Genomic DNA, 19,365 nt, shown 5'->3' on the forward strand with positions numbered 1-19,365 from the left:
GGTGAAGTCGTAACAAGGTAACCGTAGGAGAACCTGCGGTTGGATCACCTCCTTTCTAGAGTACATACTCTTTAACTCACACTAAAGAGTAATAATAAATATTTCAAGAGCTCTTGAGAGCTTGTTTGGATATCAAAGGTTGAAATGAAATAAGATAACAATAATTCTACTTCTTAAGGGCCTATAGCTCAGCTGGTTAGAGTGCACCCCTGATAAGGGTGAGGTCACAAGTTCAAGTCTTGTTAGGCCCACCATTTTTATTCTTTTTATCTATCTTTTAAATTATTTTTTTAAATCTTTTTAATATATGTAGTTTTAGTATGATTTTAGGTTTTACTTGTGTATTTATTTTAGATTGAAGCTTATAAATAATATTTATATTTTTAATGATATTTGAATTTATTTAAGAATACTTATTTTTACTTATTTAGCTTGTAGTTATGTTTAAAGTTATTTTTATACAAATTATAATACTTATTGAAGTGGTGTGATATTTGGTAGCATATATATTATCTTTTTAAAATAATTCTTATAGTAATAAGTAATTTAAATTATAAGTGATAATTATGTTTTTACTATTAAATAAAATATTAGTTGTATTTTTAATAGTTAATATAATTAATGTTTTTATAAAGTATTTATAAGTTTTAAATTCTTTTAATAAAAATAGCTTTTTATGTTTAGTGATTATGTTTAAGATTGTTTTATTATGGTGTGTGTTTTTAATTGTTTTTAGTAGTTAGTGAAGGTTGTTTTTAGAATGAGATTTTAATTGCTTTTTAGTTTTTAATTTAAAGTATTGTTTATGTTGTTTAGAGTGGTTGGGGGGGGGTAATAGTATTTATACATAGTATTAATAGAATAATTAGAAATTACGATTTTGTATTAAAAGCTAGTTTTAAAACAATCATTGATATGATTAACAAAATATACCTAAGGAATGTTTTGATGAAAAGCTATTTTCAAGATTTAAGACTAGAATTTACCGAATATAACAAGATGAAATTATTACAAGATTTAATGGCTGGTGCTACGGTTGCTGCTGTTGCTCTGCCTTTAGCGCTTGCATTTGGTGTTAGTAGTGGGGCAAGTGCAGCTTCAGGACTTATTACTGCTATTTTAGCTGGGTTTGTAATATCGTTATTTGGTGGAGCTTATTATCAAATATCAGGTCCAACCGGTGCAATGGCTGCTATTTTAATTGCCATAACTACTCAATATGGACTAACAGGTGTTTTTGTGGCTACTTTGATGGCTGGATTATTATTAATTTTTGCAGGATTATTTCATTTTGGTAGAGTGATTGCATTTATTCCTATGCCTGTAATTACAGGTTTTACTTCAGGAATTGCTGTTATTATTGCTTTAGGTCAAATTGATAATTTATTAGGTGTTAAAGCTAGTGGAATTACAACTTTAGAAAAAACAATAAATTATTTTAAAATGGATTTAGATATTAATTATATTTCAGTTTTTATATGTATTTTCGTAGTAGTTTTTATGTTAGCTTATCCTAAAAAATATCAAAAATATGCTCCTGCTTCATTAATTGCATTGATAGTCGCTACATTAATAAGTATAATTTTTTCATTAGATATTCAAAGAATAGGGGTAATTCCTACTAACATAATCTTAGATGATAGGTTTGCTTTTAGTGATTTTGATATTTTGCACTTAAAAGAATTGATAACTCCTGCAATAAGTATTGCTTTATTGGGTATGATAGAGAGCTTGTTATGTGGTGCAAGTGGTGGTAGAATGGTTGGTGTTAGACTTAAATGCGATAGAGAATTAATAGCTCAAGGCTTAGGCAATATTTTAGTTCCTTTTTGCGGTGGAGTTCCTGCGACTGCTGCTATTGCTAGAACTAGCGTGGCTATTAAGTCTGGTGCTGTTACTAGGCTTACTGGTATATTTCATTCTATAATTTTATTGGTATCTATGCTTGTTTTAGCACCGATTATGAGTTTAATTCCACTTAGTGCGTTAGCTGGAATTTTATTTGTAACTGCATTTAGAATGAATGAGTGGCATACTATTAAATATTTTTTTAAAAACAGATTTAAAGGTGCTTTAGTTCAGTTTTTTGCAACTATGTTAGCAACTATTATTTTTGATTTAACAATTGCAATTTTAATAGGCGTGATTTTATCTTTAATGCTTTTAATGGTTCAGATTTCAAACTTAAAAATTAAATTTGATTATTTTGATAGTGAGAAATTTACTGATTTAAATTCTCCTTTACCACAACATATAAAACAAGCTGAAGTAATTTATATAATGGGAGCTATTATATTTTCTAATACGGATAAAATTTTAGAATTAACTAGCAGAATAAATTATAAAACAGCGATTATATTTTCTATGCGTGGGACAACTTATATGGATATTTCAGGAGCAAGTGCCTTTCTTGAAGTAATAGAAGCCATTAAAAAGCGAAAAATTCCCGTATTTATTGCAGGTGTTTCTCCTGATATTAAAGAAATTATGAAAAGAAGCGGTATTGTTGAAGCTATTGGAGTAGATAATTTTTATTGGAGCGTTGAAATGACTATTAAATAGCTATTAAAACTATTTAAAAGTATTTTTCAAAATTATATTTGGCGATATTGTTTTTTGATTTTATGAAGATTTTTGGTGCTTATATTTTGTATTGTGCTTAAAAAGAATTTAAATTATCTTCTACTCATTCTAGCAATTACGCCTAAGACTTCAGCCGTTGCCTTATATAATTCTACAGGGATTTCATCTCCTACTTCACAAATTTTATAAAGTGATCTTGCTAATTCTCTTTGCTCATATATTGGAATATCGTGTTTTTGTGCTATTTCACGGATTTTAAAGGCGATATTATCAACTCCTTTTGCTAATACCACAGGGGCTTTATGCTTTGTCCTATCATAAGCAATTGCGATTGAGTAATGAGTTGGGTTGGTAATTACCACATCAGCATTAGGGACATCTTGCATCATACGATTTCTTGCTGCTTGCATTTGAATTTGTCTGATTTTTGCCTTTACTTGCGGGTCTCCTTCCATTTGCTTGTATTCATCTTTAATCTCTTGCTTACTCATTCTAAGCCCTTTAAAATACTGAAAACGAACTATAAAAATATCAAGTATTCCAAATACTAAAAATGAGCAAATAACGGCTGCAAAAAGGATTATGATTTTATCTCTTAACCACTCCATTTGCTTAATCAGTGGCAAAATTGCTAAATGACTAAGTCCTGGCAAAAAGCTATATATAAAATACCCAACAATGCCGAAAATAACGCTAACTTTTAGAATGATTTTTACTAATTCTATTAGCTTTTTCATTGAAATTATATTTTTAATGCCCTTGATTGGATTGATTTTGCCAAAATTAGGCATTATGGGTTTGAGTGTGAAATTAAAGCCTATTTGCATAACATTTGCAATAATTCCAGCAATAGCAATTGCAATAGCAAGTGGTAATACCATTAATGTAAGCTCTAAAAGGGTTTTAATACCTATTTTATAAAGCAATTTATTATCAATTTCGCTACCTATTAAACTCTGATAATAAATGTATAAAGCCGTAATTCTTTCGTGCAGAAAATAAACCCAAAATAAAGCAAAGCCAAAACCAACGCAAAGAGTTATAAGTGCTGCCACATCTTGACTTTTAGCGACATTTCCTTCTTTTCTGGCGTCTTCTATCTTTTTATCTGTGGGTTCTTCTGTCTTTTCTGCATCATCAGCCATAATTACTCACCAAGTCTTATAGAAAAATCAACCCAAGTAGCCTTATAAATATTTGAGCCTGAACTTACTACATCAACTCCGCTTTTAGCATATTCAACTATGGTGTTTTCATTAATATCCCCACTAGCTTCTAAGATAACTTTAATGCCTAAACTATCTCTTAATTTTACTATATTAGCACACTCACTAGGGCTCATATTATCAAGTAAAATCGCATTTACATTAGCTTCTAAAGCAGCCTTTACTTGCTCAATTGTATCGCACTCAATTTCAATTGGAGTGTAATATGGGATTTTGCTTTTTAGCTCTTTTATAAAAGATTTTAAATCCTTTACTCCAAGCAAATGAGTATCTTTTAGCATAATACAATCATCTAAACCTAAACGATGATTTTGCCCACCACCACAACGAATTGCGTATTTTTCAAACACTCTTAATCCAGGTCTTGTCTTTCTAGTATCAAGCAAAGCTACATCATAATCTTTTATTAAAGCTTTCATTGAAGCAACTTTTGTAGCAATCCCTGATGCGTGTTGAATAAAATTAAGTATGGTTCGCTCACTCATTAATAAAGTAGTTTTTAAGGTTTTAAATTTTGCTAAAATATCGCCTTTTTTAAAGCTTTGCCCATCTTTTATAAATAATTCATATTCAATATTTTGCATTTTACAAATCTCTTTAAAATAAGGTTCTCCAGCAAAAACTCCATCACTTTTAGCCTTAAGATTTGCTTTTATTATTTCATTATTTTCAAGTTGTGAGAATAAATCTCCCCTACCTAAATCATCATTTAATTCTTTTTTAATAAGTTCAATTTCACTATTAATTAACATTATTTGCCTCCATTAAGTTTAAAAACTCTAAAAATGTATTACTTAAAGCTACAACTTCACTAAAAGGCACGCTTTCATTTGCTGCATGGATTTTATCATTTACTACGCCTAATTCACAGACTAAAACGCCGTATTTTGCGAATAATCTTGCATCGCTAGTGCCGCCTTTTGCGTTTAAGCTAGTATTGAAAATACCTTGATTTTCTAAGGCTTTTTTAAGAGTTTTTACAAGTATTGAATTAGCGTCTGTATAAAATGGCTCTGAACTTTGTTTGATTTCTAATTCATAATCTAAATTCTTTAAATTTTCTCTTAAAAAATCTTCTAAATCTTGCTTGCTTGTAAGTGGAGAATTTCTAACATTTAGCATAATTTTAAACTCACTAGGAGTTACATTTGATGCACCAATTCCTGCACTTAAATTAGTAATTACTATTTTACTTGGTTCAAAAAACTCATTGCCATTATCTAAATCAAATCCTGAAATTTTAGCTAAAAACGAAGCCCCTAAATGAACGGGATTTTTACATTTTGATGGATAGGCTGCATGACCTTGAGTTCCTAATATTTTTATGCTTGCGTGAATGCTACCCCTACGACCAACTTTTATGCTATCACCGAAGTTTTTTTCGCAAGTTGGCTCGGCAACTATGCACATATTAGGCAACTCATTTCTTTTGTCTAATTCTTCTAAAACCTTGATAACTCCATCTTTACCATCTCCTTCTTCATCACTTGTTAAAACAATGCTGATTTTTCTTATATTTTTAATATTGTTTTTGCTAAATTCTTTAATTGCATACAAAAATGCTGCAACGCCACTTTTCATATCTTGAGTGCCACGCGCTATTATTAAATCATCTTTTATAGTTGGTAAAAATGGTTCACTTTCCCAGCCATTTCCACTAGGAACTACATCAATATGTCCGCAAAAACAAATATGCAAACCAACTTTGTTAAATTCTTTGCTTAAGATTTGATTTGTAGTATTATTTATAGCTATGATTTCATTATCAAAATTAGATAAAAACTCACTTGTAATTTTATAACAATTCTTAGCATCAGGAGTAACACTAGCTTCTTTTAAAAGGTCTATAAATAATTTTTTAAGCATTTTTTTCCTTTAAATGATAAAAGTCTAAATCAATTTCTTCTTGAGTAAAAGTTGGACTTGGTTTTCCTAAATAAAATCCTTGAAATTCATCAACACCAATTTCAATACATTTTTTAAATATCTCTTCTGTGCTTACAAATTCTGCAACGGTTTTAATACCTAGAGATTTTGAGAATAAAACTATAGTTTTGACTATTTTTTCGCTTTTTTCATCTTTTGTAATTTTTTCTATAATACTTCCATCTATTTTAATATAATCAGGCATTAATTCTAATAAATACGAAAAATTACTAAATCCACTACCAAAATCATCTAATGCGATTTTGCAGCCTAATTCTTTCACTCTTTTTAAGAAGTCTTTTATTTTTTCATTTTGTGAAATATTCTCATCTTCTAATACTTCAATAATTAAGCGATTAGCAACCCCTGTTCTTCTTAAAAGATTTATGAATTTATTATTTTTAGCACTATCAATCATATCTCTTCCGCCAAGATTTACACATAAAACAATGTCTTGATTTTCAACTAGAGTTTGAACAACTTTTTCTATCACAAAATTTTCAATAATTTCGTATTGTTTCATTTTAATTGAAACTGCTAAAAAAGCACCTGGAGTTATTACATCAGTTCCTTCAGGAGTTTTTTTGACAATTCTTACTAAAGATTCAAATTTAGTAATGTTTTTATCTTTATCAAAAATAGGTTGGAAAAAAGGTAAGATTTCATCTTTTGCTATTGCACTTTGAATTGATTTTGCTGTGCTTAGTTGATGGAAATATTCTTTTTCTTCATCTATAAATTTAGAATAACAAACGAAATTCTTATTATCTCTTTTTGCTCTTTTTAGTGCAATAAATGCTTTTTTAAGTGTATTTTCATTTTCTAAACAAAGTCCCATTGTAAGTGTTAGAACTATGCTAGCTATTTGGTGATTATATTCTATTGTTAAATCTTTATTTTTAAGCTCTTGCATAAGCTCCGTTACTAATTCTTCATACCTTTGTTCATCTTCAATATTATCTTCTAAAAGCGCAAACAAATCTCCATCAAGCTTATAGACTTCTAAGTGGTTTTCATCAGCAAAATCGCTCATAATTAAAGCAATATGTTTTAATAAATCATCAGCAGTATTAGCGTCAAAATAATCATTAATTTTTTTAAACTCATCAATATCAACTAATAATAATTTTGGATTTTTCATAAGAACGATTGATTTTTCCAAGCTTCTTTTATTTTTTAGTTGAGTTAGTGGGTCTATACTTGCTTCAATTTCAAGTTTTTCTATTCTTTTAGTGTATGTGCTAATACTTCTTTGATATTGTGCTGAGATATGATTTTTTTGTTTATATAAGTTATAAATTAAAATAAAAAAACAAATATTTAAAAGCACAGGTATGTAAAATTGGTAAAATCTAGAATTTGTAAGGTAAAATTGGTTATTAAAGCCATAATAAGCCCCATTAATTAATTCATAATATCTTATGTCAAATTGATTTTTATCTACTTTTATAGCTTCGTAAAAACTATTATTTTTTACTAATTCTTTAATTTCTAATTCACTTAATTTAGGACTATTATCATTTTTTGAGATAATTTTATTGTCTTGAACGATAAATTCGCTTAATATTTTAGAAGATTTAAATTCTTCTTTATTTACTAATGAATGTAAGTAGCTTTCTGTAAATAATCTAACATAATTTCTAGAATCCATAAAAAGATAAAAATTAAGTAGAACAAAAACACCAATTAATAAATATAAAATATTTTTTATTTTTTTAAAATCCTTGTTTTCCATTTTTCAACCTACAATCTTATAATTTTAGCCCCAAATCCACCAGCATTTGCAGGTGCATCACAAAAGCTTTTTATACTCCTATTAGTTTTTAAATATTCTTTTACAGCATAAGCTAAGCGACCTGTTCCAATGCCGTGATATACGATAATCTCATCAAATCCAATTATTAGTGCGTCTGAAATAAATTTATCTAATAATTCAATAGCTTCTTCGCTTCTTAATCCATGCAAATCTAATTTAGTGCTAGCATTGCTTACACTTTTTTCATAAGTTACTTTGCTAGAATTTGATTTAGGAATTTCGCCACTTCTTTTTAACATTGAAATATCAAGTTTTAATTGTAGCATATCAGTTTGCACGGTTGCTATATTTTTATTTAAAGCTATGATTTTGCCTTTAATTTTTTCGTATTTTACAAAATCTCCTATTTTAAATTCTTCTCTTTTAACGCTTTCTGGTTTTATTTGCTGCTTTAATACATTTGCTGCATTAATTTGTCTTTGTTTATCTTTTAAATCAGAAAAATCAAGAGTTTTTTTAGCCGCATTTATTGCTTTAAAATATTCATTTTCTAATTCATTTTTGCGTTTTTTGTATTCTTCAATTAATTTATTTTCTTTATCTTTTAGGCTTTCTAGGAGATTGTTTAATTTATTTTCTTTTTTTTCGTTGTTTGCAATTAGCATTTTAAGTTTTGCATCAAGTTCTAGGTTTTTATTTAGCATTTCATTTATATTTTGCTCAGCTTCGCTAGAGCTTTTTCTAGCAAGTTCAACCAAACTAGCACTTATTCCATATCTTAAAGCCGTCTCGTATGCGTATGATTTGCCTACAATTCCCGCTAAAAACTCATATTTAGGACGCTCATTTTTAATATCATATAAAGCTGCTAATAATTCTACTTTATCTTCTTTAGCAAGTAGCATTGCTAAGCGTTTGTGATGGGTGGTAATTATTAGTTTTCCGTGTTTTTTCAGCTCACAAATTAGGGTAAAAAATAATGAACTCGCTTCTTCAAAATCAGTTCCTAGCTCAATCTCATCAACCCCTAATAAGAAATTTTTCTTACCATTCATTTTAGCAAATGCTAACATTCTTCCTGCAAAAGTAGAAATATCATTTTTAGCCATTTGTGGGTCTTCAATAATGCTTATATATTCTTTAAAAGTGCTTATGTGAGATTTGTTTGCATTAATTCTCATAGGAACTAGATATTTTGTCATAAAACTAGCAGCTAAAATGCTTTTAAGTAGCATTGATTTTCCACCCGCATTTACACCTGTTATTAATAAAACTTGCTCTTTAAACTCTACGCTAACAGGTTTTGGATTATTTAAAGCGGGGTGGCAAAACTCACTTAAGATAATTTTATCATCATTACTTGGAGTTATGAAGTTTAAATCCTTCTTTTTAGCAAAATTAACCCTTGCAATATAGCTATCTATTAAATCAAATTCTTTATTTATGAACTTTAAAAATAATAAATGCTTAGATAAAATTTCACTAAATTGTTTTGCGTATTCAAATCTTTTAGCATCGGCTTCATTTTCTAATCTTTTTATGCCTTGTTTGTAGTTTAAAATACTGCTAGGTTCTACATAAAATCCACCACCACTACTTCTTGCAACAATACTAGCATCAAGCACTTTAGCAAATCCGCCCCTAACCAATAAGCATTCAGTATTTGATATAAAATGTATTTGAGTATCTATTAAATAGCTTTCAAGTGATTTTGAGTTTAACAGGCTTCTTAGATTTTGATTTATGCTTTGGTTTAATTCTTTGATTTTGATTTTTATACTTTGTAAAAGCTCATCTTTTTCTTCATCAAATACATCGTCTTTAAAATATTTTAATATATTTTCAATTTCATTAGGAATTATGATTTTTTCAAGGTATTTTTTAAAAGAATTTGAAAACGGAATTTGAAATAAGTATTTAAAATAATTTAAAATCTTTACAAATTCTTCTATCTCATCAAGGTGTAAAATGCCTTTTTTACTAAGATGATTTAATGCTTTGCTTAAATCTTTTACGCTTTTTAATTCTTTTAATTCATATTCGCATAATTCATTAATTCTTGCTAGGTGTAAATTAGTATCCCCTTCAATAAATAAAGGTTTATTTCTAGCAAATAAAGCAAATAATTCATCTAAATATTCAACTAAATCAAGGTTTTTAATAATTTGTAGCATCAAAAAACTCTTTTATCGTATTTAGCATAATTTTAGGCTCATTAATTTTATTTACTTCATTTCTAAATTCACTCGCATTTGCTAAGCCTTTTGAATATTCGTGCAAGTGTTTTCTAAACAACGAACAAGCATAATCTTTGTATAAATCACACATAAATTCAAAATGTGTAAGTATGATTTCGCTTTTATTAATTTCATTAAATTTACCCTTAATTTGAGAAAAAATCCAAGGATTTCCAACAGCATTTCTTCCTATCATAAGCCCATCAGCATTGGTTTGTTCTAATACCATTTGATGATTTTCATAAGATATATCGCCGTTTGCAATTATTTTGGTTTTTGCTAAAGATTTTGCTAGTTTTATAGCGTTATAATCTACCTTAGCACTATACATTCCTGCTCTAGTTCTTCCGTGAATACTTATAAAATCTAGCTCTAATTCGTTTAAAGCATTTATTATTTTTTCTATTTCGCACTCATTAAAACCAAGTCTTATTTTAACACTTGTTGTGCCTACTTTATTATTGGTTTTTATAATATCTAGGAGTGATTTTAGATTATCTAAGTCTTTAAGTAGTGCTGAACCTGCATTTTGCTTAATAACTTTATTTACAGGACAGCCACAATTAAAATCAATCCCGTGAATGTTTTCTTCTTTATTTATAATCTCAACTGCTTTTTTTATAATTTCTTTATTTGAGCCTGCAATTTGAGCTATGAAAGGTCTTTCGCTTTTATCTTTTTCTAACATAGTTAAAGATTTTTCACTCTCATAAACAAGAGCGTTTGAACTAATCATTTCGCTAATTGTTACATCACAATCAAATCTTTTAACAAGTCTTCTAAAGGCAAGATCACTAAGACCTGCCATCGGTGCTAGAAATAAGGGCTTAGAATTAGCAAATAAGTTTATCAACATCGTAAGTTTTACCTTGTTCTTTTAAAAATACAATTAATTTAAAATCTTCTAAATCAGCTTCGCTACCATAAATTTCTTCTATTAATTCATCAAATAGCGCAAGTTTTGCAAGTATATATAAATACGCTCTAAATGCGTTATCTTTTTCATTTTTTAGTTTTAAAAATATTGCTTTTAGGCTATTTGGCTCAATTTTTGTAAATAATTCTTTTGCAAAATCTAAATATTCGCCTTCTTCAAAATTATCATTAAAAATTAAAACTTCTAATTCAGCATTGCTAAGACTTAAATCATCATTAGCAAATCTATTTAAAAGGATTTTAATATCTTCTTTGCTTTTTTGAATTTTTAGTGTTTTAATATTTGCATAAATGCCGTTTAAAATTAGATTATTGTAAGCACTTAGGCTGATTTCATCTTGAATTTCTTCTTGATTTTTTAGTAAGTTATAAGCGTAATTTAAATCATTTTTAGCTTTATTTGCTTCGTTTTTTAAATAAATTGTATTGTCTTTAGATAGTTTAAATGGTTTTAAATCACAGATTTCTCCATTTTCAACCATTGCTTTTATAGCTATTGCATTATTTAATTTATCAGCACTTGTTCCTGCTTGATTGTAATAAAGTGATTTTACTAATTCACTAGCGTCTTGAAATTCTTTTGTTTTAAACTTGTAAATATTTTTTTTATCTAAAACTAAATCTTCTAAAAACATTTCAAATTTTTTACCATCTTTAATAAGTCTTTTTGTTGAAAAATGAAAAGAAATAAATGAAAAATAAAAATAAAGTAATGCAAATATAACATATATAACAAGTGGCATACAAACCCAAGTAAAGCTATCAAATTCAAATGTTTTTTGAAAATTGAAAATTCCTAAATTAATTACTCTTGTAGAGTTAAATAAATCATTAAAAAATACAACAATAATAAGTCCAATTAACATTAAATATAAAATAGAATAAATTAAAAAATTTCTAATTTTCATAACAATCCTTTACTTATGATAAGGGTGATTTGAATTTATACAAAAACCCCTATAAATTTGTTCTAACAATACAATCCTTGCAATTTCGTGTGAAAATGTAAGTTTTGAAAAACTCAATACATAATCACATTCATTTAAAAACTCATCATTAAATCCAAAAGCTCCACCTACAAAAAAATTAATTTCATTTTTATCTTGCAATAACTTAGCAAACTCAATACTATCAATGCTCTTGCCCCTTTCACTTAAAGCTATACTAAAAGTTTTTTTATAAGGCATATAAGCTTTTGCATATTCTATTCTAGCTTCATTTGAGCCCAAATCTTGTGCTTTTGCGATTTGTTTTGAAAATACATTATTTAGATTAAGTTTTGAAAATTGATTTATTAATTTTATAAATCTATTTTCAAATTCGCTTAATTTTTCTAATTTTTTTTGAATAAAATAAATATTTATATTCATTTAAAATATCGTAAAAAATCACTTAAAAATTCACGCTGATTAGCTCTTGGAACAATAGAATCAATAAGTCCATGCTCTAATAAAAACTCAGCACTTTGAAATCCTTCAGGTAAGTCAGCTCCTATAGTTTGCTTAATAACTCTAGCACCAGCAAAGCCAATTTGTGCCATAGGTTCAGCAATTACAATATCTCCAAGCCAAGCAAAAGACGCTGATACTCCACCAAAAGTAGGGTTAGTTAGAATTGATATATAAGGAAGTCTTTCTCTAGCAAGTAATTTTAATGCAGCTGATGTTTTAGCCATTTGCATAAGTGAATATGTGCTCTCTTGCATTCTAGCACCACCACTTGCGCTAATTATTATAAGTCCTTCTTTTTTTTGCATAGCGCGTTGAACTGCACGAACGATTTTTTCGCCTTCAACACTTCCTAGCGAACCACCCATAAAAGAAAAGTCAAACACACATAATTGAACGCCAATTCCACCGATTTTGCATTCTCCTGAAATTACCGCACTCGTTCTGCCTGTTTTTTCTTCGCTTTCGTTTAAGCGTTTTTTATAGCTTTTTGAATCTACGAATTTTAATGGGTCATTAGCTTTCAAAGTTTTATCATATTCAATAAAACTTCCTTCATCAACTAGCATTTCTATTCTTTCATTAGGGCTTATTTTCATATGTAAGCCACACTTAGGGCATACATTAAAGCAACTTGCAACTTCTTTATAATACATTAAAGCATGACAATTATCACATTTTACCCAGTGATTTGGTGCTTCATTTGGCTTTGATTGTGTTCTTCTAATTTTAAAAATATCTGCAAAACTCATTCTTATCTCCTAAAATTGACTTCCTATGCTAAATTCAAATGTATTTGTTTTATCCCCTGATTTTTTATCAATAGGTTTTGAGAATACAAACACTAATGGTCCCATTGGTGTGCTCCAATCAAGACTAATTCCTGCACTTTGTCTTTTAATCTCATTTAATTTTTTCTCGCCTATCATACCATAATCATAAAAAATTGAACCACGAAGTTTTAATTTATTAATTAATGGGAAATTGATTTCTACACTAGAATTAAGTGAAATCGCTCCACCTTTATCGTAAGGATAAGCAATAACTCCGTTTCCTAATTTATCTACTTTAGTATGAGTATTTGTATCATAATATCCAATACCCCTTGGAGTTATGCTATCACTTTCATATCCTCTAACACTTCTTAAACCACCAAGATATAATCTTGAGTTAATTGGTGTATCTTTATAATTAAATAATTTATTAAATGATGTTCTAAATCTAAAAATTAAATCAGTGTCAAAATCTTCTTTTAAACCTTTATAATATTTAAAATCAAAGGCAAATTTTTTATATTTTTGGTCTCCCCCAAGCCCTGCATAAGTAAATGCTGCTCTACTATAAATACCACTTCTTGGTAAGTAAAAATCATCAGTATTATCAAAATATAAATATGGAGTTATAGCTGATTTTCTTGATTTGCCTAATTTTTCACCACTTGCAATCATTTCAATAGTTGCTTTTCTTAAATCACTTTGCTCGTAATTATAAATAGCTCCAATTCCCCAAAATCTAGCTAATTCTCTACCAATGCTAAGTTCTAAACCATTATTGTATTCTTCGTAAGTATCCCAATCTCTTTTGTAGCTATATATATCAAAGCCTGTTGAGTATTTAGAATCAAATATCCTAGGATTATTTAAAAAGATTTTACCAGTTACATCTTTATCTGATTTTTCTAAATTAATCCCACCATACATTCCGCTACCTAAGATATTCCTATCGCTAACAGATGCGTTAATTAAGAATCCATCAGATGTGCTATAACCAACACCACCAGTAATTGAGCCTGTTGATTTTTCTTTTACATCTACTAATAAATCAATATCTCCCGTAAAGCTTGGTTTTGGAGTGATATTTACTTCTTCAAAATAACCGGTTTTTCTAAGTGCTATAATGCTATCATTTAAATCTGTTTTGTTAAATTGCATTCCTTCGGTTAAGAATAATTCTCTTCTTACTACTTTATCTAAAGATTTATCATTACCTTTAATTATTACTTTACCAATATTGTATTTATTTCCTAGATTAACTCTAAAATAAATTTTTACAACTCCATCAGCATCATTTTTAGCAATATCAGGATAAACCTCTGCTAAAGCATATCCTTTATCTTGGAATTTGGTTTTAATTAATTCTATATCAGAACGAATTTTTTCTGAATTAATATATTTTCCTTTTTTACTTCTTAAATCACTTAAGTTAAATTTCACTTCATTTTCTAGTGGGTTTTCTATTGTGATTTCTTCTATTTTATAGCGTTTGCCTTCGCTTATATAATAGGTTAATTCTGCTTTGTAAGTTTGCATATTAGCTTCTAAATAAGGATTTGATACATTAGCATCAAGATAGCCTTTTTTCATATATTCATCTTTAATTCTAGCAGGGTCGTTTGGTAGTTCGGTTGAGTATAATTTACCATCATTAAATCCCCAAAACCAACCTAATAGTTCTTTTTCTTTATTTGCTATTACAGGGTCAAAATCACTATAGTCTAATTTTTTAGCACCTATTAAATTAACTTTTTTAATTGTTATGATTTCGCCTCTATTTATGTTGAAATTTAATACAACAGCATTATTTTCAAGCTCTTGAGTATCAACTTCAACTACACTATCATAAAATCCACGAGATTGGTAGTATAGAATTATTTTTTCTTTTGCTTCTTCTATTTTTCTATCATTATAAGCTTCGCCTTTTTTAATACTTAAAAACGATTCTATTTGCTTTTTATCATTACTTGAAGTTCCTTTGATATTTACTTTTGCAATGAATTGTTTTTCTACAACATTAAATATTAGCTTTCCATTATTTTCATCAACATAAATATCATCAAAATATCCATAAGAAAAAAGGTTTTTAACCGCATCATTTATCTTATATATATTAACTTCATCATTAATTTTTAAATCCACAGCCTTTAAGGCTTGTTCTTTTGACAAGTGATATAAGCCTTTAAATTCAATATCACTTATTGTATTTGCATAAATCAAAGAACTAATAGCACTTACATATATAATTTTTTTCATATTTAACCTGATTTTTTGATTTTGAAGAAAGAATAATAATAAAAGAAAGTTAATATTAAGTTTGTAAAAAAAGCCCTAAAAATAGGGCTTTTCGGCTTAAATATAGCCTTGGTCTATCATAGCATCTGCAACTTTTTTAAAGCCTGCAATATTTGCTCCTGCTAATAAATTGTGTTCAAATCCAAATTCTTTAGCAGTATTTGCAGTTCTAGCGTAAATATCTTTCATAATCTTATGTAATTTTTCATCAACTTCGTTAAATGTCCAAGAAGTCATATTTGCATTTTGTTGCATTTCAAGCGCACTTGTAGCTACACCACCAGCATTTGCTGCTTTTGCTGGTGCATAATATATTTTGTTTTCTAAAATAAATTTTTGTGCATCAAGTGTGCAAGGCATATTAGCACCTTCAGCGATTAATTTACAGCCATTTTTATATAAGTTTTTCGCATCTATTAAGCTAAGTTCGTTTTGTGTTGCACAAGGGAAAGCATAATCACAAGGAATACTCCAAATTCCGTTTGTTCCTTTTTCATAATTTACTTTAGATACAAAAACTGCACCTTTTTTGCGGTTAGCATAATCACTTACACGAAGTCTTAAGTTTTCTTTAATTTCTTTTAAAAGGTCTAAGTCAATTCCATCTTTATCATAAACATAGCCATCGCTATCGCTTACTGCAACAACTTTTGCTCCGTATTCATAAAGTTTTTCAATAGTATAAATAGCCACATTTCCACTACCTGAAACTACGCAAGTTTTTCCTTCAAAGCCTTCGCCTTTTTCTTTTAATAATTCTTTTGAGAAATAAACCGTTCCATATCCTGTAGCTTCTTTTCTAACTAATGAACCACCCCAGCTAATTTTTTTACCTGTTAAAGTTCCATCAAATTTAGAAGTAATTTTTTTATAAGCTCCAAACATATATCCAAGCTCTCTAGCACCAACGCCAATATCTCCAGCAGGAACATCGGTTGAATAGCCTATGTGTTTGCTAAGTTCGCTCATAAATGCTTGGCAAAATCTCATTATTTCAGCATCGCTTTTGCCTTTAGGGTCAAAATTAGCCCCACCTTTACCGCCGCCTATATAAAGTCCTGTTAAAGAGTTTTTAAAGATTTGCTCAAATGCTAAGAATTTTAAAATGTCAAGATTTACCGTAGGGTGAAATCTTAAACCACCTTTATAAGGTCCAAGAGCACTAGAAAATTGAACTCTGTAGCCAAAATGTGTTTGAGCTTTGCCACTATCATCAATATATACAACTCTAAAAATAATTGTTCTTTCTGGCATTACTAGTCTTTGTAATACTGCGTGTTGTTCGTATTGCTTGTTGCTTTCTAGTAATGGTGTAACTGATTTTAAAACTTCAGTTGCACATTGTAAGAATATAGGTTGTCTAGATGAATAAGTTTTGATTAATTCAAGTGTTTCATTTACATAAGATTTTGCACTCATTTTTTCTCCTTTAAAAAATAAAAAAATATTATACAAAAAAAATTAAATTTATGATAAAAATTTTTGAAGAAAAATGTATGAAAAAAATTAATAAAAATTTGTGATTAATTTTTAGGAATTTAAAATGATTTAAATTCCTAGAAGTTTTAAACTATTGGTATGAATAATTGATAATTATCGTCTAGTATTTCGTAAAGTTTTGAAAAATCATTAGATAAATATTTTAAAGTATTCGTTTTGATTATATGCTTTTCAAATCCTAAACAATGTATTATATATGGATTAAATTTTAGCTCTAATAATGGGTTTTTGCTTTTGTATTCTACTAATTCTAAATTCTTATTAAAAAATTGTGATTGCATATTTATATGCTCTATTAAATCATCACTTACAGGATTTGCATTATCAAAATACATCATTTTTGCATTTAAATTAAGTATTAAAGAAATATCTAATAAAGTAGATGTCAAATTCTCCACTCTAAGAGAGCCTGAACCTATGCAAGCTATAGTATTTAGCTTTGCAAAATCTATTGTTCCTATTTTTAAAACAGGCATAGAACTATCATAAAAAGTTGCTATATTTTTTTTAAAAATTTCTTTACTTGTAATAAATAGTCCAGAATACATATTACAAAACTCTAAAACTACATTATTTACCGATATATCTTCATATTTAATATGGACTATTATTGTCTTTCTTTTAAGTTTCTTTAATTTTTCTAGGTCTTTATTTATTGTAGGATTTACTACATAAAAAATTAGTCTTGAACTATTAGATTTAGCGTGTAATAAAAGTGCTGTATTTATTAAATTATCTATATTTTCATCAATTTTCATATCAATTACAACGCAAATACTATCTCCATAAGGGCTAGGAAATTGTCCTACCTGACCTTTAATCCTTGAAAACATTAGATTTAAAATATTTGGATCACCTACTAAAACTAGCTCATCATTTGCTAGAATTTGAGTATCGGGTTTTGGTAAAATTATTTCATTATCTCTATAAATTAATGCGATTTTATAAAATTCTTGCGCAATTGCATTTATATGTTTGTTTGCATAAATTGAGCCAACAGGAACAAATACTTGCATAATCTCGCCAATTCCAAGCCCAATATCTCTTGCTATCATTGGCATATTTGGCAAAATATCTATTAAATGATTTGTAGTCATTTCTTCTTGATTAATAAGAGTGCAAAAGCTATCATTTTCGTATTCTTTATTGTTTGATAATACTACAATTCTTACTCTTTTATCAATAAATCTTATAGCATCATAAGCAAGCCTTGTATCTAAATCATTATCAAATAATAAATATACAAGTTCAAGATTATTATTTACATAATTTTTAAGTCTTGCAGCATTTGTAGGGTCAATTTTAATATGAGTAAAACTATGCTTAAAATTAATATCATCTTGGCAAACGATTATATATTCTTTTGTGCTATCCTTAAACTTTGCAAGTTCTTTTAAGAAGTGATTTGCAACACAAACCTTAGCTAAAACTAATATTTTTTTCATAACAACTCCATTTTATAAAGGAAAATTATAATGAAATTTGATTTATATTCAACAGATAATAATGCTAGGCTTGGTAAAGTAAGCACAGCTCACGGGGAATTTAATACTCCTTGTTTTATGCCAGTAGGAACTCAAGGCTGCGTAAAAGCTCTAGATGCAACCGATATGCAAAGTCTAGGAGCAAAAATAATCCTAGCAAATACTTATCATACTTATTTAAGACCAGGTGCTGATTTGATAGCTAGACACGGCGGGCTACATAATTTTACTAAATTTAATGGAAGCTTTCTAACTGATAGTGGTGGATTTCAAGCTTTTTCACTAAGTAAAAATACAAAACATAGTGATGATGGAATTACCTTTAAAAGCCACATTGATGGGAGCTTACATCATTTTACACCTGCAAGTGTTTTAAAAACGGAGTATTTATTAAATAGTGATATTTGTATGGTTTTAGATGATTTATGTGCTTTACCTGCTAGTGAAGAAAGAATTAAAGCAAGTCTTAAACGCACTATTTATTGGGCTAAACTCTCGCTTGAGATGAAAAAAGAATTTCAAAATACAGATGAAATTACCTTGCTTCAAAAATATTCAAAAGAGCTTTATAAAAGCGAGTTTAAAAAGCTTTATACAAATGAATTAAAAAGAGAGCAAAATATCTTTGCTATCGTTCAAGGTGGGACTAATCATACGCTAAGAAGTGAGTGTTTAAAAGGTATTTTAGATGCTGAAAATGAATACTATTTTGATGGACTTGCAATTGGTGGGCTAAGCGTTGGAGAGCCAAATGAATTAATGTATGAAACGGTAGAAAAACTAGCCCCACAAATGCCACAAAATCGCCCAAGATATTTAATGGGAGTTGGAACTCCGCTTGATTTGGTAGAAAATGTCGCTCGTGGGGTTGATATGTTTGATTGCGTTATGCCTACTAGAAATGCTAGAAATGGCACATTATTTACAAGTTTTGGCAAAATAAATATAAAGGCTAGTTTTATGAAAGATGATAATGAGCCAATTGATAAAAACTGCTCTTGTTATACTTGCAGAAACTACAGCCGTGCTTATGTTCATCATTTGTTTAAAGCTGGAGAGATTACATTTTTTCGCTTAGCAAGTCTTCATAATTTGCATTATTATTTAAATTTAATGAGTGAGATTAGAGAAAATATAGCTAATAAAACTTTTGCTAATTTTTATAAGAATTTTAAAGAGATTTATAAATAATATTAGTTTA

At 28.4% G+C, this 19,365-nt stretch carries 14 protein-coding genes, 1 tRNA gene and 1 rRNA gene; 4 read left to right on the top strand and 12 right to left on the bottom strand.

What is annotated here, in order from left to right:
* The 3 genes from KJQ99_RS00315 to KJQ99_RS00325 form a co-directional block, all read left to right on the top strand.
* Window positions 1-55 (top strand): 16S ribosomal RNA (locus tag KJQ99_RS00315); the annotation flags it as partial.
* A 122-nt stretch (window positions 56-177) separates the two neighbouring features.
* Window positions 178-254: transfer RNA gene (locus tag KJQ99_RS00320), tRNA-Ile, on the top strand.
* 694 nt (window positions 255-948) lie between these two features.
* The gene (locus KJQ99_RS00325; protein WP_214117407.1) at window positions 949-2,562 is read left to right on the top strand and encodes a SulP family inorganic anion transporter; all 1,614 of its coding nucleotides are present in this window, start codon (window positions 949-951) and stop codon (window positions 2,560-2,562) included.
* Between the two features lie 113 nt (window positions 2,563-2,675).
* Here the strand turns inward: KJQ99_RS00325 and flhB are convergent, their stop codons facing one another.
* From flhB to KJQ99_RS00385, 12 genes are all read right to left on the bottom strand, one after another.
* Window positions 2,676-3,731 (bottom strand): flagellar biosynthesis protein FlhB, encoded by a 1,056-nt coding sequence (gene flhB, locus KJQ99_RS00330; protein WP_214117411.1) that lies wholly within the window; start codon window positions 3,729-3,731, stop codon window positions 2,676-2,678.
* Window positions 3,731-4,561 (bottom strand): carboxylating nicotinate-nucleotide diphosphorylase, encoded by an 831-nt coding sequence (nadC, locus tag KJQ99_RS00335; RefSeq protein WP_214149687.1) that lies wholly within the window; start codon window positions 4,559-4,561, stop codon window positions 3,731-3,733. The genes flhB and nadC overlap by 1 nt, the downstream gene beginning before the upstream one ends.
* Window positions 4,551-5,675: a succinyl-diaminopimelate desuccinylase gene (dapE, locus tag KJQ99_RS00340; RefSeq protein WP_214149688.1), complete on the bottom strand. Its 1,125-nt coding sequence runs from the start codon at window positions 5,673-5,675 to the stop codon at window positions 4,551-4,553. The genes nadC and dapE overlap by 11 nt, the downstream gene beginning before the upstream one ends.
* Entirely contained in the window at window positions 5,668-7,470 is a 1,803-nt protein-coding gene (locus tag KJQ99_RS00345; protein ID WP_214149689.1) for an EAL domain-containing protein, read from the bottom strand. Before KJQ99_RS00345 ends, dapE begins: the two co-directional genes overlap by 8 nt.
* Before the next feature lie 8 nt (window positions 7,471-7,478).
* Window positions 7,479-9,665, bottom strand: a complete 2,187-nt coding sequence (locus tag KJQ99_RS00350) for an endonuclease MutS2 (protein ID WP_214149690.1) — start codon at window positions 9,663-9,665, stop codon at window positions 7,479-7,481.
* The gene (locus KJQ99_RS00355; protein WP_214117402.1) at window positions 9,649-10,584 is read right to left on the bottom strand and encodes a tRNA dihydrouridine synthase; all 936 of its coding nucleotides are present in this window, start codon (window positions 10,582-10,584) and stop codon (window positions 9,649-9,651) included. Before KJQ99_RS00355 ends, KJQ99_RS00350 begins: the two co-directional genes overlap by 17 nt.
* The gene (locus KJQ99_RS00360) at window positions 10,562-11,572 is read right to left on the bottom strand and encodes a hypothetical protein (protein WP_214120064.1); all 1,011 of its coding nucleotides are present in this window, start codon (window positions 11,570-11,572) and stop codon (window positions 10,562-10,564) included. The genes KJQ99_RS00355 and KJQ99_RS00360 overlap by 23 nt, the downstream gene beginning before the upstream one ends.
* Before the next feature lie 9 nt (window positions 11,573-11,581).
* Window positions 11,582-12,034: a 23S rRNA (pseudouridine(1915)-N(3))-methyltransferase RlmH gene (locus KJQ99_RS00365; protein ID WP_214117400.1), complete on the bottom strand. Its 453-nt coding sequence runs from the start codon at window positions 12,032-12,034 to the stop codon at window positions 11,582-11,584.
* Window positions 12,031-12,864 (bottom strand): acetyl-CoA carboxylase, carboxyltransferase subunit beta, encoded by an 834-nt coding sequence (gene accD / locus KJQ99_RS00370; RefSeq protein WP_214149691.1) that lies wholly within the window; start codon window positions 12,862-12,864, stop codon window positions 12,031-12,033. The genes KJQ99_RS00365 and accD overlap by 4 nt, the downstream gene beginning before the upstream one ends.
* A gap of 9 nt (window positions 12,865-12,873) precedes the next feature.
* Window positions 12,874-15,141, bottom strand: a complete 2,268-nt coding sequence (gene bamA / locus KJQ99_RS00375; protein WP_214117398.1) for an outer membrane protein assembly factor BamA — start codon at window positions 15,139-15,141, stop codon at window positions 12,874-12,876.
* Between the two features lie 96 nt (window positions 15,142-15,237).
* Window positions 15,238-16,599: an NADP-specific glutamate dehydrogenase gene (gene gdhA / locus KJQ99_RS00380; protein ID WP_214117397.1), complete on the bottom strand. Its 1,362-nt coding sequence runs from the start codon at window positions 16,597-16,599 to the stop codon at window positions 15,238-15,240.
* Between the two features lie 146 nt (window positions 16,600-16,745).
* Window positions 16,746-18,125: a TrkA C-terminal domain-containing protein gene (locus KJQ99_RS00385; RefSeq protein WP_214117396.1), complete on the bottom strand. Its 1,380-nt coding sequence runs from the start codon at window positions 18,123-18,125 to the stop codon at window positions 16,746-16,748.
* Between the two features lie 30 nt (window positions 18,126-18,155).
* Here KJQ99_RS00385 and KJQ99_RS00390 point away from each other — a divergent pair, with 30 nt between their 5' ends.
* Window positions 18,156-19,355, top strand: coding sequence for a tRNA guanosine(34) transglycosylase Tgt (locus KJQ99_RS00390; RefSeq protein WP_214120062.1), 1,200 nt, complete (start codon window positions 18,156-18,158; stop codon window positions 19,353-19,355).
* The last annotated feature ends 10 nt before the right edge of the window (window positions 19,356-19,365 follow it).

The sequence above is a fragment of the Campylobacter sp. 2018MI13 genome, assembly GCF_018501135.1.
In the GTDB taxonomy this organism is placed as follows: Bacteria; Campylobacterota; Campylobacteria; order Campylobacterales; family Campylobacteraceae; genus Campylobacter_E.

Coding starts and splice junctions, on each gene's coding strand:
- KJQ99_RS00325 (WP_214117407.1), top strand. CDS start 949: ATGAAAAGCTATTTTCAAGATTTAAGACTAGAATTTACCGAATATAAC.
- nadC (WP_214149687.1), bottom strand. CDS start 4,561: ATGTTAATTAATAGTGAAATTGAACTTATTAAAAAAGAATTAAATGAT.
- dapE (WP_214149688.1), bottom strand. CDS start 5,675: ATGCTTAAAAAATTATTTATAGACCTTTTAAAAGAAGCTAGTGTTACT.
- KJQ99_RS00345 (WP_214149689.1), bottom strand. CDS start 7,470: ATGGAAAACAAGGATTTTAAAAAAATAAAAAATATTTTATATTTATTA.
- KJQ99_RS00350 (WP_214149690.1), bottom strand. CDS start 9,665: ATGCTACAAATTATTAAAAACCTTGATTTAGTTGAATATTTAGATGAA.
- KJQ99_RS00355 (WP_214117402.1), bottom strand. CDS start 10,584: ATGTTGATAAACTTATTTGCTAATTCTAAGCCCTTATTTCTAGCACCG.
- KJQ99_RS00360 (WP_214120064.1), bottom strand. CDS start 11,572: ATGAAAATTAGAAATTTTTTAATTTATTCTATTTTATATTTAATGTTA.
- KJQ99_RS00365 (WP_214117400.1), bottom strand. CDS start 12,034: ATGAATATAAATATTTATTTTATTCAAAAAAAATTAGAAAAATTAAGC.
- accD (WP_214149691.1), bottom strand. CDS start 12,864: ATGAGTTTTGCAGATATTTTTAAAATTAGAAGAACACAATCAAAGCCA.
- bamA (WP_214117398.1), bottom strand. CDS start 15,141: ATGAAAAAAATTATATATGTAAGTGCTATTAGTTCTTTGATTTATGCA.
- gdhA (WP_214117397.1), bottom strand. CDS start 16,599: ATGAGTGCAAAATCTTATGTAAATGAAACACTTGAATTAATCAAAACT.
- KJQ99_RS00385 (WP_214117396.1), bottom strand. CDS start 18,125: ATGAAAAAAATATTAGTTTTAGCTAAGGTTTGTGTTGCAAATCACTTC.
- KJQ99_RS00390 (WP_214120062.1), top strand. CDS start 18,156: ATGAAATTTGATTTATATTCAACAGATAATAATGCTAGGCTTGGTAAA.